Genomic DNA, 14,543 nt, shown 5'->3' with positions numbered 1-14,543 from the left:
GGAATAAATGTTTAGCGCGTCTGGCTGATAAGCTTGCGCCAGACTTTGTTATGCAAAGTAAATAGCAGCATCTTATAGAAAGCGGTAGAAAGGATACAGCTTCCGCTAATCCCAAGCATGACAATACTTACTAGCGCCGCGGTCAGGCTGACGCCCGGAGAAGAACTACCGCTCAGCGCGGCCAGCAGATAGGCTGCCGTTAATACCAGGCTTAGCACAGCTAACATAAGATGTAACCGCACGGCACGCATGCTACCTTTGCCAATCATAAACATCGTCACTCCGTTGATGCCGGCGAAGAGCAGGGCGATCAGCACAACCCACACGAATACGCGCTCTGCTGGCTGGCCGAGTGCAGCGAGTACGCCATACCCCAGCCACAGTTGAGGAATGGCGAAACTGACAATCACCCCGAGCGTACTGACCGCCGCCGGAATGCCCATGGTATGTAGCCCCACTGGCTTACCCATATCTTCAGCCAACTGCGTCTTCAACTGCTGCAACTGTGTCGGGGCGGCATTTTTTATGCTGGCAGACACCTCGTTACAATATTGCAGGCGACGGGTTAAAACTTTAAACATTTGAATACTCAGCGTTTAGTTAGGTAAAAAAGACTGCAACACACCAACCACATAACGTCCTGACTGGACGGTATTTTGTGGATTGCGGATAGTCCCTGTGAGTGAACTCCCCACAAAGGCAGATGCGTTATTGACCGCATTCATTAGCTCGCGTTGCAGTGATTTTTGTAACGATTCGCTGGGGAAACGTTTCGGATAAACACCTGCACGGATCGCGGCCTTTACGCCAGCACTGGAGATGCCTGGATTCTGCGCTTTAATAATTTCTTCCGTGATGCGCTTACGCTCGGCACGGCTCAGGCTCTGGAACCAGGCGGTAACTTTACTTGAAGATGCCGCTTTCATCAGCTTGTACGTTTCTAAAGTACCTCGTAGCGCGGTTCCTGCCGCAGTCAGCGAAATAACGTCCAGAACCGTCGTGGTGGCAACGTACCAGTCCTGGCTGTCGAGCCAGGCAACATCGGAACCATGGTCGTTATGGATAGCCAGCAGACGGCCCGCGCCAATCATGCATTGTGCTCCCGTAGCCAGCGTGCCGGACAGGCTAATCGCAGCAATCACGCCGGATCCGCCAGCGGTAAAAGGCACGGCCGCACCGGCACCAAACGCCATGACAAGCGTAACAATCATCGCGCCACAGGCGAAACCGGTTGAGGTGATTTCTGTCGCAAGTGCTGGCGTGGTTAACGTCGCCACCACGGCTTTTTCCGCACTGGTTTCCTTAGCATCTGGAATTCTACTTATGACCACATGGCTGACGGTACTCTGATTCACATCAGCAATGCGTCGTGACGGGCGAACCAGCCAGCGTTGCTTGCCATCATCGAAAATGATGCCGACATTGTAAAAGTTACGTGTGCAGTCGAGCTGCGCAGCCAGCTTTTTAAAGTCGATATCAGTACCGGCCAGTAAGCCAAGGCTTCGCGAGAGATCATAAGAGGGAAGGGTGCTGTCAGGCGACTGCTGACCGGGTAAATTCATCGGAGAGCTCCTTCATTCCGTGAGGACTGTGAATTAGCAGGGTAATTTATTGAAAAAATTTATGATTCCAACTTTTAGACTTAGATAATAGCAGCGTTAACTCAGCGATCAAATCACAAACAATTCATCACAATAAGTGATTTAACATAATATACATTATGCGCACTAAGATTAAAGAAGCTAAATTCTAGCGTCCGTCTCAGTCCAATCCCCAATCCGCGAAAGTTACACCATGGCGCAAAATCTGGTGCGGTTCCAGGCGTCTCTCATACTATTGACCTTCATCTTCCTTACCATAGTAAAGTTTACCGAGTTTAATCAGCGGCCTGCCTTGTGATTTACGGTGCATGTTAGTATCACGCAATGAATAAACGCAGCCACAGTACTCCTGCTGATAAAACTGTTCGCGCTTGCTGATCTCAATCATGCGCGACGATCCTCCCTGTTTACGCCAGTTGTAATCCCAGTACACCATTCCCGGATAATGCGCGGCGGCGCGCTGTCCGCAGTCGTTAATCTGCTGCATATTTTTCCAGCGGGAAATTCCGAGCGAGCTGCTGATCACGCTGAACCCATTTTCAGCGGCATACAGCGCTGTGCGCTCAAAGCGCATATCAAAGCACATGGTGCACCGAACGCCGCGCTCAGGCTCCCATTCCATACCTTTGGCGCGCTCAAACCAGTTATCGGTATCGTAATCTGCATCGACAAATGGCACGCCATGTTTCTCAGCGAAACGAATATTCTCCTCCTTGCGGATGAGATACTCTTTCTGCGGATGAATGTTCGGATTGTAAAAGAAGATGGTGTAATCAATGCCCGACGCCTGAATGGCCTCCATGACCTCACCGGAACAAGGGGCGCAACACGAGTGCAACAACAGTTTATCTGCGCCGTTTGGAAGCTGTAGTTTCGGACGTTCAAAATTAGTCATAGCCATCAGTTATTTGATTCAGGAAATTTATGGTTGCGGACAGTGTAGCATTGAAAAGATTGCTTTAAAAAATGCGATGAGTGTTGTGCTCTCAACGCTCATAAACATCATTGCTGTCCCGCGTGGCCTCCCTTGCCGTGACATGGACATCATTAAAGTGCAGCCCGTCAACGCCCGAAATCTTCCCGAACTCGGTGGCATCAATCGCAATATCTTCCAGCACGAGCCCGGATACCGGACGCTCCGGATACCCTTCAATGAAAAACGCGCGTGAAAAAATGGTATTGGCGGATCGCCGGGTCACAATGTTTTTAAGCGTCAGGCGGCTGACCGCAGTAAGCCCGGCTTCTCCCTCGACGCCCTCAGCCAGCTTGCGCCAGTGTTCTGGTTTTTCAGATAAATTGCCCTGGTCGCCATAGCTGTACTGCGGAAACCAGTTCAGCTGGATCAGAACAGGAAAGCGTACGTCCGTAAGTCGCAAATTCTGTACGGTAATATCCCGAATGAACCCGCCTCGGTTGCGGGCAGACTTAATGCGAAATCCAACGCCCGTACCGTTAAACGCATTATCTTCGATCAGGACGCGTTCAATGCCGCCTGAGGTTTCGCTCCCAAGGGTGATCCCGGACCCTTTATTCAGCGTACAGCCGCGAATCACTATATCCCGCGCCGGACGTGCTTTTTGCGCCGCTTCGCGACCCCGTCCTGATTTGATGCAGATATTGTCGTCATTGCAGGAAACGATGCAGCCTTCAACGCGCACCTGTTCACAGGAGTCGATGTCTATTCCGTCGGTGCTCGGCCCCGCAGAATTGCTAATCTGCACGCCCTCAACCGCGATATGGCGCGAATAACAGAGGTGCATGTTCCAGAATCCGGATTCCCGACTGGTGAAGTCACGCAGCAAAATGGTCTGGCTTTCATAAACCAGAACATTGCGCGGGCGCTGACAGTCGTAATCAACCACCCAGCGCAACCCTCTGGCGCTGTAGTCACCGACCATTCCGCTGTGCTCGTCCTCGCCCCAGAAGCGTTGCCACCAGACTGCACCCTGCCCGTCTATCGTGCCCGTACCGGTAATGCTGACGTTTTCACAGTTGATAATATTAATGATGCCTGCCGGCCAGCGCATTTCAATGCCGGCTACCCGGGTATCAATCAGCGGGTAATCTGCTAAATCCTGGCTTCCCATAAGCCGAGCGCCGGCGTCCAGACGAAGCGATACTCCACTTTTCAGGAACAGTGCTCCGGTCAGAAAATGGCCTTGCGGGATAACGATGACGTCGTTGCGTTGCGCGGTATTGATGGCTTGCTGAATGGCGGAAGTTGACAGGCGTTGCGCGGTTGGGTCCGCGCCGAAGGCCAGAATGGAGATCGCTTTCATGGGTTGTCCTTAAAAGAATGAAAGCGTTAGTGTAAGAATCAGCGTGACGCATAACCTTTGTCTGTTTGACAGCCCCGCAGCCAGGCTGGCAAAAAAGCGGATATTTACTGGCTTGCGATCACCGCAATGCCCTTTTCTTTCATGGCGTTGACCCAGCGTTCATCCGTTGTGTCCTCAACGACCAGCGTATTGACCAGCGACAAATCGCCAATCACAAACGCCGAGGCCGTATTGATCTTTTCCGGCGAGGCCAGTATTACCGTTTCCGCCGCTCTGCCGGAAAATGCACGTTTGATGCACGCTTCCTCATAATCTCCTGTAGTCAGCCCGGCCTCGGGATGAACGCCGGTGACGCCCATGAAGAACAGATCTGCATGAATATTGTTGATGCCTTCAATAGCGGCCGCGCCGACCGTGACGATGGAGTGTTTATACAATCGACCGCCAATCAGGATCACTTCTATGCTCGGATGGTCGACCAGCCCCAATGCGATACCCGGGCTGTGCGTCACCACGGTAATCCGTAGATCTGGCGGTAAGAACGTGATCAGTTCTGAGGTGGTCGTCCCGCCATCGACAATCACCACCTGCCCCGGCGAAATGAGCTGCGCGCCCCGACGGGCCACGCGTTTCTTGGCATCCATTTTAACGGACTGGCGCTCGGCAAAAGGCGCAATCGCTGACGATGCCGGAAGCGCGCCGCCGTGGACACGCTGCAAACGCCCTTCTGCCGCCAGTTCGCGTAAATCCCGGCGAATAGTGTCCTCTGACACCGAAAATAAGTGGCTAAGCGCAGTTGACTGAACCTGGCCTTCCGCCTCCAGCTTTTCAAGGATTAACTGTTTACGCTGACTGGTGAGCATTTTTTATTCCTGGTATTGCACGATACAGCTTGTTTTTGCACGATAGTGCTGCTTATGATGTTTACTCTACGAGAGGAGAGTTAAACGTGCAATCAAAACGTGCAGATATACGCATTATCACTAGCGAAACGTTGTCCGATAACTGGTATAACCTGAAAAAATACACTTTTGACCTCCAGCGCAGCGATGGCGACTGGCAGCGGCAAGAGCGCGAAGTATATGACCGCGGGAATGGCGCGACGATCCTGCTCTATAATCGCGACAGCAAAACCGTTATTCTGACGCGTCAGTTCCGTTTCCCGGTGTGTATCAATGGTCACGAAGAGGACCTCATTGAGGCAGCCGCGGGGTTGCTTGATAACCTGGATCCTGAAAGCCGGATTAAGGCCGAAGCGGAAGAAGAAACCGGGTTTAAGGTGACGCGCGTTGAGAAAGTTTTTGAGGCCTACATGAGCCCGGGCTCCGTTACCGAAAAGCTCTATTTCTATCTGGCGGAATATCACCCGCAGGATCGGGCCAGCGCGGGCGGCGGCGTTAAGGCCGAGGGGGAAGATATCGACGTGCTGGAAATGACGCTGGACGACGCGCTACGGGGCATTGAGAACGGCCAGATTGTTGACGGTAAAACCATCATGCTGCTTTATCACGTAGCCCTGAAAGGCATTTTATAATCTCACGGTTATCCAGATACCTGCCACGGCGCAGGTTTCTGCCTGTGCTATTCTTGCTGAACACCTCAACATGGAGATGCGAAAAATGGCAGACTGGGATCCCTCTCTTTATCTTCAGTACAGCGCAGAGCGCACGCGTCCCGCCGCTGAGTTACTCGCCCGGGTGCCGCTTTCAGACGTAACGTTTGCCGTGGATCTGGGCTGCGGGCCGGGTAACAGCACGGCGCTGCTGAAACAGCGTTGGACTACAGCGCAGATCGCCGGCGTGGATAACTCCCCTGCCATGCTGGACGAAGCCCGACAGGCTCTGCCAGACTGTCAGTTTATTGAAGCGGATATTCGTCACTACAAACCTGAACAGCCTCTTAGCCTGATCTACGCCAACGCCTCCCTGCAATGGATCCCGGACCATTATCACCTTCTGCCACATCTGGTTTCACTGCTTCAGCTAAACGGCGTGCTGGCGGTGCAAATGCCCGACAACTGGCTTGAGCCCACGCACGCCCTGATGCGTGAAGTCGCAGCGGAACAGGGCTACCCCGATCGTGGCCGCGAGCCGTTGCCGGGTATCCATGCCTACTACGATATTTTGACGGAAGCGGGATGCGACGTGGATATCTGGCGCACCACCTACTTCCATCAGATGAGCTCTCATCAGGCGATTATTGACTGGGTCAGCGCAACGGGGTTAAGGCCGTGGTTGCAGGATCTCAACGAGAGCGAGCAGAAAAACTTTCTGAAACGCTATCATGAACGGCTGGTAGAGCAGTATCCGCTCCAGGAAAACGGGCAGATACTGCTGGCCTTTCCTCGCCTGTTTATGGTTGCTCAGCGGGCACCCTGAGCCGGATCAGGAACGCGCCTCCTTGAGCAGCTGTTGTATAACGGCCTCCTGCTTGTCGTAGTGACCTTCGCCGAACGAGGTGTAACGCAGTTGCCCTTTCGCATCGAAAAAGTAATGCGCCGGCCAGTACTGGTTTCCGAACGCGCGCCAGATTTTATAGTTATTATCCGTCACTACGCGGTACGGCAGCTGCCATTTGTTGACCGCGTTTTTCACCGATGATAACGGCTTTTCCCATGGATATTCCGGGGTGTGGACGCCAATCACCACCAGGCCTTCAGACTGGTATTTCTTCGCCCAGTCACGTACGTGCGGGAGCGTGTGCTGGCAGTTAATGCAGTCCCACGTCCAGAAATCAATAAGCACCACCTTTCCTCGCAGGGATGCAGACGTGACAGGGTCACCCTTTATCCAGCCCGTGCCGCCGTCCAGCGACGGCAGCTGGCTGTTCGGCACCGCTTCAGCCACAGGTTGCAGTTTCACCTGCGTGGAGGCTGGTTGCGCAAGCCTTAACAGGGCGTTTTCCAGACGGTCAGCAATGCCGTTAGCTCCTTTCAGCGACGAACTCATTCCTGATGCGTTAAAGGCCACGGCGGTTAACATCATTACCCCTGCGCCCTGACGCAGACGCGCCATCAACGCGGATTTTGCCCTCAGAGGGGTGATCAGCTTACGCCCTCCGATGACGAGCAGCCCCAGCATCAGCGCGCATCCTCCGCCGTAAGCGGCTAACAGCGCGACGGTTGCAATGGCCGAGTGACCCGCAATATTGATGCTGAATATTGCCCCGAGAATCGGTCCGGCACAGGGAGACCACAGGAGTCCTACGGACAGCCCTGCCAGAAATGCCGACAACATGCCGCGCGTCTGTGCGCTGCGGGTGTTTAGCACGTTTCCGACGTTGACCGCCGGGCTGGCAATTCGTTGTGCGAACTGGGGGAAAATGAGGGCCAGTGCGGCGATGCCCAGCACCAGAAGCGCAATCCAGCGGGCGATAACGGTAGCGTCGGCGATCCACTCGCTGGCAACCGTGACCACCATCGCCACCAACGTAAACATCACAATCATCCCCCCGAGTAGCGCCAGAATGTGTTTGCGCTGCCCCTGGAAACCGGCGAACAGCAGAGGAATGACGGGAAGCGTACACGGGCTGAGCAGGCTAATCATGCCGCCCAAAAAAGCAATTATCAGAAACATAAAGACCTCACAATACCGTTGCTGCGAAGGTGCAGTGAGGTCATTTCACCGTAAGAATGTGTTCAGGCTGTGTGCTAAAAGCTGCATTTCGTCTGCCCGTGTATCGGCGCGGCGTACAGATACACAGGGGTACAATTAACCGCGCGGAAGGGTCACGCTGACGGCCAGCCCGCCCTCGTTACGGTTTGCAAGATGCAGTTTCCCGTCAAGCTGGGCGGTGAGCTGCGCGGCAATCGCGAGGCCTAATCCGGTGCCGCCCGTGTCGCGGTTGCGCGACGTTTCAACCCGATAAAACGGCTGTAACACGGCCTCCAGTTCAGCCTCAGGAATGCCAGGACCGTTATCCAGAATGCGGATTGCCACCTGATTTTCATCTGCATCAATGTCTATTACCGCGCTATCGCCAAACTTCAGCGCATTATCCAGCAGATTGGTCATTACCCGACGCAACGCCTGTGGGCGGGTAACGATCGGCAGACGCGTAGCGGGTGCATGAAACTGCACGTTTTTACCGATGTCCTGATAATCACTGGCGATGCTGTTAATCCACGCACTCAGTTCCAGTTTCAGCGTGGTCTCTTCAAGGGATTCTGATGACCGGGCATAGGCAATACCCTCCCGTACCAGGCGCGACATATTATCGAGGTCACTCATCAACTTATCGCGCAACTCGGGCCGATCCGCCATTTCGACCCGCAGCTTCATGCGCGTGATGGGCGTCTGGAGATCGTGAGAAATGGACGCCAGAATTTGCGCGCGTTCACGCAGATACGTCTGTATCCTCGACTGCATCTCATTAAACGCATGCGCCGCCTGACGCACCTCAATCGGTCCTTTTTCAGTCATGGGTGAATGGGCCGCAGGATCGAGCGAATCAACCGCGCGCGTGAATTGCAGGAACGGCCGGACAACCTGGCGCACGGCAATCCAGGAACAAAGCGCGACAAGTAACAGCTGAAGAACCAGCACCACGGGTAACCAGCTGGCGACGGGCGGCATACGCGGGATCAGATCGATGGTGAGCGGTGCCCCGTCGCGGAGCGTCAGATGGGCCTGAATATGGGAGATCGGCCCCGGAACCGCCGTGAACTGGAGCGGATATTGGGCAGAAAGCGTCTCTTTCAGGGTACGAACCGCGTCCCGCGAGCGTTTATCCACTGGCGCGGCGCCGGCCTCACCGGGGCCAAGAATGTAACGATAATTCCCCCGGCTTAGCCGTTCCAGCCACTGCGGGCGCTCTTTCGCGGGAAGCCGGTCGAGAATGGCCACGCTGGTGGCAACGTCATTCTCAAGATTGCCCAGCATAACCGTGCGCGCGCTGTGCATTCGCTCCACCATGACCAGCGTCAGGCTGAGTGCGTTAGCCAGCAATAGCCCAAGCAGCACAATGATCAGCAGCCGGGCCAGTAATGTTTTGGGCCACAGCGTCATTCATTGGCCTCAACGATGGTCACCGGCATGGTAAACACGTAGCCTTCACTGCGTACGGTTTTTATGTAGGCCGGCGTGCGGGCATCCTCATTCAGGCGCTGCCGCACGCGGCTCACCAGAAGATCAATCGAACGCTCAAACAGTTCGGCATCGCGTCCCTGCGTCAGGTTCAGCAGTTGGTCACGGGTTAACACCCGCTGAGGATGATCGAGGAACACGCGCAGGAGCCGGTATTCTGCCCCGCTGAGCGCCACGATCATCCCTTCATTATCGATCAGATGACGCGCCACGGTATCCAGCTGCCATTCGCCGAACACCACCAGGCGCCCTGCCTCGGTCACCTGAAGATTTGGCGGCATGGTGCGAAACCGCCGCAGGATGGCTTTGATACGCGCCAGCAGTTCGCGGGCCACAAATGGTTTTACCACGTAATCGTCTGCGCCCATCTCCAGCCCCAGGATCCGGTCCGTGTCCTCGTTGCGCGCGGTAAGCATCAGGATCGGCAGATCCTTATACCTGCTGCTGCGCAGCTGTCGGCACAGCGTCAGACCGTCATCGCTGGGCATCATCACGTCCAGCACCACCAGGTCGATATGCTGTTTGTCGAGCATCACGCGCATCTCTTTCCCGTTCGCCGCGCCAGAGGCGTGATAACCGGATTTCACGAGGTAATCGACAATCAGTTCACGAATATCCCTGTCGTCATCGACAACAAGGATGCGATCAATATGCTCCACCGCAGGCTCCTGATTAAGAGGTAACGGATTGAAAATAGCACATGTCAGAGCTTATCCGCGTCGACAACCGCTTTAACAAAGTCCTGCGGATCTTCCTGCGGCGGGTTGTGGCCAACCTTAGCGCCAAAGGTGCGGTGCTCATATTTCCCGGTAAATTTTCCGGCATAGGCCGCAGGTGCCGGATGTGGAGCTCCGTTGTTACCGCCCTCGATGGTGATGGTCGGCACCGTAATATTCGGCAACGCGGCGAGCTTTTGTTCATAGGCGTCATATTTCTGCTCACCCTTCTCCAGCCCCAGACGCCAGCGGTAATTACTGAGCGTGACGGCTACGTGGTCCGGATTATCGAGGGATTTGGCGCTGGTATTGAAGGTGGCATCGCTGAATGTCCAGTCAGGCGAAGCCTGGGACCAGATCAGGCGGGCAAAATCGTGCGTATTTTTAGCATAGCCTTCAGCACCGCGCGGCGTGGCGAAGTAGAACTGATACCACCACTGTACCTCCGCTTTCGGCGGTAAAGGTTGTTGACCAATCGCCTGGCTGCTAATCAGGTAGCCGCTCACCGAGACCAGCGATTTCACGCGCTCCGGCCAAAGCGCCGCAACGATATCCGCCGTACGTGCTCCCCAGTCATAACCGGCAAACACCGCCTGTTTGATATTCAGGGCGTCCATCAGGTTGACGATGTCTTTCGCCATTGCCGAAGGCTGGCCGTTACGCGGTGTTTTATCAGAGATAAATCGCGTGGTGCCGTAACCGCGCAGGGACGGCACGATGACACGATACCCTTTCGCGGCCAGCGCGGGGGCAACTTCCGCGTAGCTGTGAATATCGTACGGCCAGCCATGCAGCAGGATCACCGGTTGCCCGTCTTTCGGCCCGATATCGACATAACCGACGTTCAGATCGCCGGCATTAATTTGTTTTACCTGGTTAAAAGCCGACGAGTAATCCTTACCCATCGCTTCTGCCTGACAGGACATTACGGTGCCAAGCGAAACGGTCAATGCGACTGCTGAATAGGCGAGTTTGTTAAGCATGATGTTATCTCCGGGTGAGTTCAGTTGACGGAGATATAACACCATGAGTTTGTATAGGGGATGTGTGCGGAGGCGGTATTATTGCATACCCGTGTATGTCTCTCAGGCGCAGATACAGTGTGATACAAATCGGGTTAAAGGGTGATTCGATAACGGACGTAATCGTCGAGGCTTTACCTGCCCCTGCGTCACGTTCGGTAGCATCAGCAAACAGATCTACCAGATAGGGGTAAGTTTGGATATCGAACAATGTATTTCATTTATTTTTCAATCGGTTCACCAAGTTAACGCCCCATCGGGTTACCGCTATTAATACAATCAACGCAATAAGAAACCTTGAAACAACCCCCGGTCGTGATGCTTCGGCAAACTCAAGAACATCAGCGTATTTCAAAAGGGTAAAGGCGATAATGAAAAAAAGTAGGTAAATGAGGAAATTAAAGAATGGCTTCATATTAAACCCGTATGCTCGTTATTAGTTTAACTTTATGGAAACATGACCACTTCGAGTCATCATTAAACATCAATGAAGCGTTTGCACTACTACCTTAGAATCAAAAAATTGCACTACATCCGTTCAGAATATCATTAAGATAAAAATACCAGAACCCAAACAAAAACATAACGCTCAAATATGGAGATCACCGGATGACGATACCCACGCTGACGACAGCACGCCTATTGCTTAAACCCCTCGTTGCCGCCGATGCCGTTCAGATCCAGCAGCGTTATCCACGCTGGGAAATTGTTCGCTATATGGTGGCTTCCGTACCCTGGCCCTATCCGGACGACGGTGCTCAAAGCTATGTCAACAACGTTGCGCTGCCCGATATGGCCAAAGGTAAAGCGTGGTTCTGGACGATTCGCCGTCGCGAAGCGCCTGATGAACTGATGGGATTAATTTGCCTGTACGACGTGGAAGACAACAACCGAGGCTTCTGGCTCTCGTCGGAATTTCAGGGACAGGGATATATGCGGGAGGCGAGTATCGCGGCCACGGATTATTGGTTCAATACGCTTAACAAACCGGTGCTACGTGCGCCGAAAGCGGCTGCCAATAGCCGAAAGCGGCTGCCAATAGCCGCTCCCGACGTATTTCAGACAGTAGCGGCATGCGGCTCATCAGGACGGAGAAGAAAGCCTACGTCAGCGGCGTGCTGGACTCGGAACTGTGGGAAATCACCCGCGACGAGTGGAATGCCCGTCAGGTCAGCTGATAATGCTTATCCGGCATCAGTCTTTCAGGGATGTTCTCTTCATCGTTCATCTGCAACAGATCGCGCTCCATCATGTTGCAGATGGCGTCCAGCGGCAGGTCGTTATCTTCTGTCCCAAACGGATCTTCCAGCTCTTCCGCCAGGGTATCCAGCGAGATAAAGGTGTACGAAATCAGCGCGGAGACGAACGGCGTCATGTAATGCAGATCAACAACCAGCGCAAACGGCAGCATGATGCAGAACAGATACACCGTTCGGTGCAGGATCAGCGTATAGGCAAACGGGACGGGCGTATTGGCGATACGCTCGCAGCCGGCCAGCACGATGGACATATCGTTCAGGCGGTTGTTCAGGCTGTGAAACAGGATGTCTGAGAGATGCCCGCTACGCCGACGTACGGCCAGCCACTCCCCCATAATCAGCAGGATACGGTTCGCCGGGGAGTTGGCGTCCATCACCTTACGTAAATCGTCCGGAGACAGATAGCGAGAAAGCCGCTCGGCATTGATTTCTTTACGCAGAGTCATGCGCAGACAGTTAGCAAAAGCGATTTGCAGGCGGACAAACTCTCCGAGATGTTTATCATCCGGTAAGGTGTTTTTTACCTCGCGAAACAGCGAGCGCGCCGCTAACATCAACTGCCCCCAAAGCAGACGAGCCTCAACGTAGCGCGAATAGCAGGCGTTGTTCCGAAAGCCAAGGAAGATAGCGATAGCCACGCCCAGAATGCTGAATGGCGCGACGGTAAACCGGATGCCCAGCGAGGTATACCACGGCAGCATGACAATCACGGCGATGGAAAGCAGGAAGTTAAGCAGCAGTCGGGTATAAATTTTGGGTAGTACCGAACCATGCCAGACAAAAATCAGTTGCAGCCAGTGCTGTTGAGGACGAACAATCATAATCAGCTTCTGAAAAGTAAAGAGCGCGGCTATTAAACGTGATCCCTGTCACGGTTGCAAGCATGTTAACAACTCATTGCATTCCCTCACCTGATTAGCCTAAACCGCACGGTGCTGCATATGATTTAAAAAAAAGAACCTATAGTATGTTGTAACTAAAAAGAGTTGATAAAATACCCGGCTAACGCCGGGCAGTCTGATTAGCAGAGCGGTTTCACCGCATCGCGCATCCCTTTATTTAAAATCGCATCCAGATCCTGCGCAACCTGTTCTACCAGTCCATTCACTTGTGTCAGGTCCTGCTCCCAGTGCTCGCTCACGCTTAACACCGACGACACCAGATCGTGCGTAGTAATCTGCTTGTCGTGATGCTGCGTCCACAGCTGCTGATAACGTTCCAGCCAGTGCGCATCGTCCTGCACCGGATAACGCTCACCGTTGCGTTCGGCACGGTAGAAGGCAATCAGCGCCGCCAGGGCAAATGTGAGTCGTGCGGGCAGTTTGCCGGTCGTCTTCTGCCCTGCCAGCAGCTGCGGCAGAATGCGGGTGCGGTATTTCGTCATCCCGTTTAAGGCAATCGACAGCAGCTGGTGCTTAATGTACGGATTACGGAAGCGCCCCGTTACGGCACGGGCGAAGGATTGCAGCTCGTCGCGCGGCAGATCCAGTACCGGAATAATCTCCTCATAGATAGCGTTTTCAACGAACGCGCAAATCTCCGCGTCGTTCATGGCTTCCCCTACCGTATCCAGTCCGGCCTGATAAGCAACCGGCACCAGCGCCGTGTGCGCGCCGTTGAGGATCGCCACCTTACGCTCTTTATACGGTTTGATATCGTCAACAATCAGGACGTTGAGCGGGTATTTATCCAGGCGCAGTTCGGCTGCAAGCGATTTTGGCCCCTGAATAACAAACAGATAGAAATGTTCAGCGGTGTCCAGGAAACCGTCGTGATAGCCCAGCCCGGCTTCCAGCTCCGCCACCTCATCACGCGGGTAGCCGGTAACAATGCGGTCAACCAGCGTCGAGCAGAAGGTGTTCGCGTCGTTCAGCCAGGCAATGAACGCCGCCGGCAGCGCCCACTCCTGCGCATAACGCAGCACCAGTTCACGCAGGGCTTCGCCGTTGTAGTCAATGAGTTCGCATGGAATGATGATCCAGCCTTTATCCGCAGCCCCGTTGAAGTGGGTAAAGCGTTCGAACAGCAGACGCGTCAGCTTGGCCGGATAGCTGGCAGCAGGCGCATCGTCAAACTTATCGCCCGCGTGATAGCTGATGCCCGCTTCCGTGGTGTTGGAGAAGACAAACCGCATGTCCGGGTTATGGGCGAGCGCCAGAAATTCATCGTACTGGCTGTAGACGCTGATTTCACGGTTCACAGAGCGAATAAGACGCGCATCGCTTACCGCTTCCCCCTGCTCGTTCAGACCCCGAATAATCGTGGTATACAGACCATCCTGAGTACTCAGCGACGGAGGAAAATCGCTCTGGATCGGCCGAACAATCACCACACCTGAGTTGAGATCGGTGTGCTCGTTCAAAAGGTCGATTTGCCAGTCAACGAACGCGCGCAGGAAGTTACCTTCGCCGAACTGGATGATACGTTCAGGGTAGCGCGCACCGGGGAAATCACGACGGTTGAGTGTGTTCACAATGGAGGTCCTTTATGATTAGTCATACAGCCTGATAAGATTGGTGTAATAACTTATCAAAACTTCACAACCAGAACCCCTGTCTGGATCAACTCATGACGCAATGGCG

The 14,543-nt window shown here is 54.0% G+C and carries 13 protein-coding genes and 1 pseudogene; 3 read left to right on the top strand and 11 right to left on the bottom strand.

What is annotated here, in order from left to right; genetic code table 11:
* Positions 1–11: 11 nt before the first annotated feature.
* The 5 genes from N5C09_RS00820 to N5C09_RS00800 all read right to left on the bottom strand — a co-directional run bounded on the left by N5C09_RS00820 (position 12) and on the right by N5C09_RS00800 (position 4,743).
* Positions 12–581 (bottom strand): hypothetical protein, encoded by a 570-nt coding sequence (locus N5C09_RS00820; RefSeq protein WP_279748242.1) that lies wholly within the window; start codon positions 579–581, stop codon positions 12–14.
* Between the two features lie 15 nt (positions 582–596).
* On the bottom strand, positions 597–1,562 hold the full coding sequence (locus N5C09_RS00815; protein ID WP_279748241.1) for a hypothetical protein: 966 nt from the start codon (positions 1,560–1,562) through the stop codon (positions 597–599).
* 271 nt (positions 1,563–1,833) lie between these two features.
* Entirely contained in the window at positions 1,834–2,502 is a 669-nt protein-coding gene (locus N5C09_RS00810) for an epoxyqueuosine reductase QueH (RefSeq protein ID WP_063451313.1), read from the bottom strand.
* A gap of 85 nt (positions 2,503–2,587) precedes the next feature.
* The gene (locus tag N5C09_RS00805; RefSeq protein ID WP_279748240.1) at positions 2,588–3,880 is read right to left on the bottom strand and encodes a glycosyl hydrolase family 28 protein; all 1,293 of its coding nucleotides are present in this window, start codon (positions 3,878–3,880) and stop codon (positions 2,588–2,590) included.
* A 104-nt stretch (positions 3,881–3,984) separates the two neighbouring features.
* A complete protein-coding gene (locus N5C09_RS00800; RefSeq protein WP_279748239.1) occupies positions 3,985–4,743 on the bottom strand; it encodes a DeoR/GlpR family DNA-binding transcription regulator in 759 nt (252 codons plus the stop codon).
* 86 nt (positions 4,744–4,829) lie between these two features.
* On the opposite strand from N5C09_RS00800, the gene N5C09_RS00795 reads away from it, so the two are divergent.
* Both N5C09_RS00795 and tam read left to right on the top strand, forming a co-directional pair.
* Positions 4,830–5,414, top strand: coding sequence for a GDP-mannose pyrophosphatase (locus tag N5C09_RS00795; RefSeq protein WP_279748238.1), 585 nt, complete (start codon positions 4,830–4,832; stop codon positions 5,412–5,414).
* Between the two features lie 85 nt (positions 5,415–5,499).
* On the top strand, positions 5,500–6,258 hold the full coding sequence (tam, locus tag N5C09_RS00790) for a trans-aconitate 2-methyltransferase (protein WP_279748237.1): 759 nt from the start codon (positions 5,500–5,502) through the stop codon (positions 6,256–6,258).
* Positions 6,259–6,264: 6 nt separating this feature from the next.
* Here tam and N5C09_RS00785 read toward each other — a convergent pair whose 3' ends face one another.
* The 4 genes from N5C09_RS00785 to N5C09_RS00770 all read right to left on the bottom strand — a co-directional run bounded on the left by N5C09_RS00785 (position 6,265) and on the right by N5C09_RS00770 (position 10,663).
* On the bottom strand, positions 6,265–7,455 hold the full coding sequence (locus N5C09_RS00785) for a cytochrome c biogenesis protein/redoxin (RefSeq protein ID WP_279748236.1): 1,191 nt from the start codon (positions 7,453–7,455) through the stop codon (positions 6,265–6,267).
* A gap of 135 nt (positions 7,456–7,590) precedes the next feature.
* Positions 7,591–8,886 carry an ATP-binding protein gene (locus N5C09_RS00780; RefSeq protein WP_279748235.1) on the bottom strand — a complete coding sequence of 432 codons (1,296 nt, stop codon included), beginning with the start codon at positions 8,884–8,886 and terminating at the stop codon, positions 7,591–7,593.
* The gene (locus tag N5C09_RS00775; RefSeq protein ID WP_279748234.1) at positions 8,883–9,623 is read right to left on the bottom strand and encodes a response regulator; all 741 of its coding nucleotides are present in this window, start codon (positions 9,621–9,623) and stop codon (positions 8,883–8,885) included. The genes N5C09_RS00780 and N5C09_RS00775 overlap by 4 nt, the downstream gene beginning before the upstream one ends.
* A gap of 44 nt (positions 9,624–9,667) precedes the next feature.
* On the bottom strand, positions 9,668–10,663 hold the full coding sequence (locus N5C09_RS00770) for an alpha/beta hydrolase (protein ID WP_279748233.1): 996 nt from the start codon (positions 10,661–10,663) through the stop codon (positions 9,668–9,670).
* A gap of 648 nt (positions 10,664–11,311) precedes the next feature.
* Here N5C09_RS00770 and N5C09_RS00765 point away from each other — a divergent pair.
* Positions 11,312–11,880, top strand: a pseudogene (locus N5C09_RS00765) (GNAT family N-acetyltransferase).
* Here N5C09_RS00765 and N5C09_RS00760 read toward each other — a convergent pair.
* Together N5C09_RS00760 and N5C09_RS00755 are read right to left on the bottom strand one after the other, a co-directional pair.
* Complete coding sequence (locus tag N5C09_RS00760) at positions 11,868–12,782, bottom strand: bestrophin family protein (protein WP_279748232.1); 915 nt, start codon at positions 12,780–12,782, stop codon at positions 11,868–11,870. The pseudogene N5C09_RS00765 and the gene N5C09_RS00760 sit on opposite strands and share 13 nt — an antisense overlap.
* Before the next feature lie 200 nt (positions 12,783–12,982).
* Positions 12,983–14,434 (bottom strand): tagaturonate reductase, encoded by a 1,452-nt coding sequence (locus N5C09_RS00755; RefSeq protein ID WP_279748231.1) that lies wholly within the window; start codon positions 14,432–14,434, stop codon positions 12,983–12,985.
* Positions 14,435–14,543: the final 109 nt, after the last annotated feature.

Origin of the sequence: Enterobacter sp. GD03975, assembly GCF_029838645.1 — a bacterium.
Taxonomy (GTDB): Bacteria; Pseudomonadota; Gammaproteobacteria; order Enterobacterales; family Enterobacteriaceae; genus Enterobacter; species Enterobacter quasihormaechei.
Note: the sequence above shows the minus strand (reverse complement) of the source record. Positions and strands in the feature narration are given on the sequence as shown.

Bases quoted from the DNA above. Each gene is read 5' to 3' on its own strand.
- N5C09_RS00820 (WP_279748242.1), bottom strand. From the start codon at position 581: ATGTTTAAAGTTTTAACCCGTCGCCTGCAATATTGTAACGAGGTGTCT.
- N5C09_RS00815 (WP_279748241.1), bottom strand. From the start codon at position 1,562: ATGAATTTACCCGGTCAGCAGTCGCCTGACAGCACCCTTCCCTCTTAT.
- N5C09_RS00810 (WP_063451313.1), bottom strand. From the start codon at position 2,502: ATGGCTATGACTAATTTTGAACGTCCGAAACTACAGCTTCCAAACGGC.
- N5C09_RS00805 (WP_279748240.1), bottom strand. From the start codon at position 3,880: ATGAAAGCGATCTCCATTCTGGCCTTCGGCGCGGACCCAACCGCGCAA.
- N5C09_RS00800 (WP_279748239.1), bottom strand. From the start codon at position 4,743: ATGCTCACCAGTCAGCGTAAACAGTTAATCCTTGAAAAGCTGGAGGCG.
- tam (WP_279748237.1), top strand. From the start codon at position 5,500: ATGGCAGACTGGGATCCCTCTCTTTATCTTCAGTACAGCGCAGAGCGC.
- N5C09_RS00785 (WP_279748236.1), bottom strand. From the start codon at position 7,455: ATGTTTCTGATAATTGCTTTTTTGGGCGGCATGATTAGCCTGCTCAGC.
- N5C09_RS00780 (WP_279748235.1), bottom strand. From the start codon at position 8,886: ATGACGCTGTGGCCCAAAACATTACTGGCCCGGCTGCTGATCATTGTG.
- N5C09_RS00770 (WP_279748233.1), bottom strand. From the start codon at position 10,663: ATGCTTAACAAACTCGCCTATTCAGCAGTCGCATTGACCGTTTCGCTT.
- N5C09_RS00760 (WP_279748232.1), bottom strand. From the start codon at position 12,782: ATGATTGTTCGTCCTCAACAGCACTGGCTGCAACTGATTTTTGTCTGG.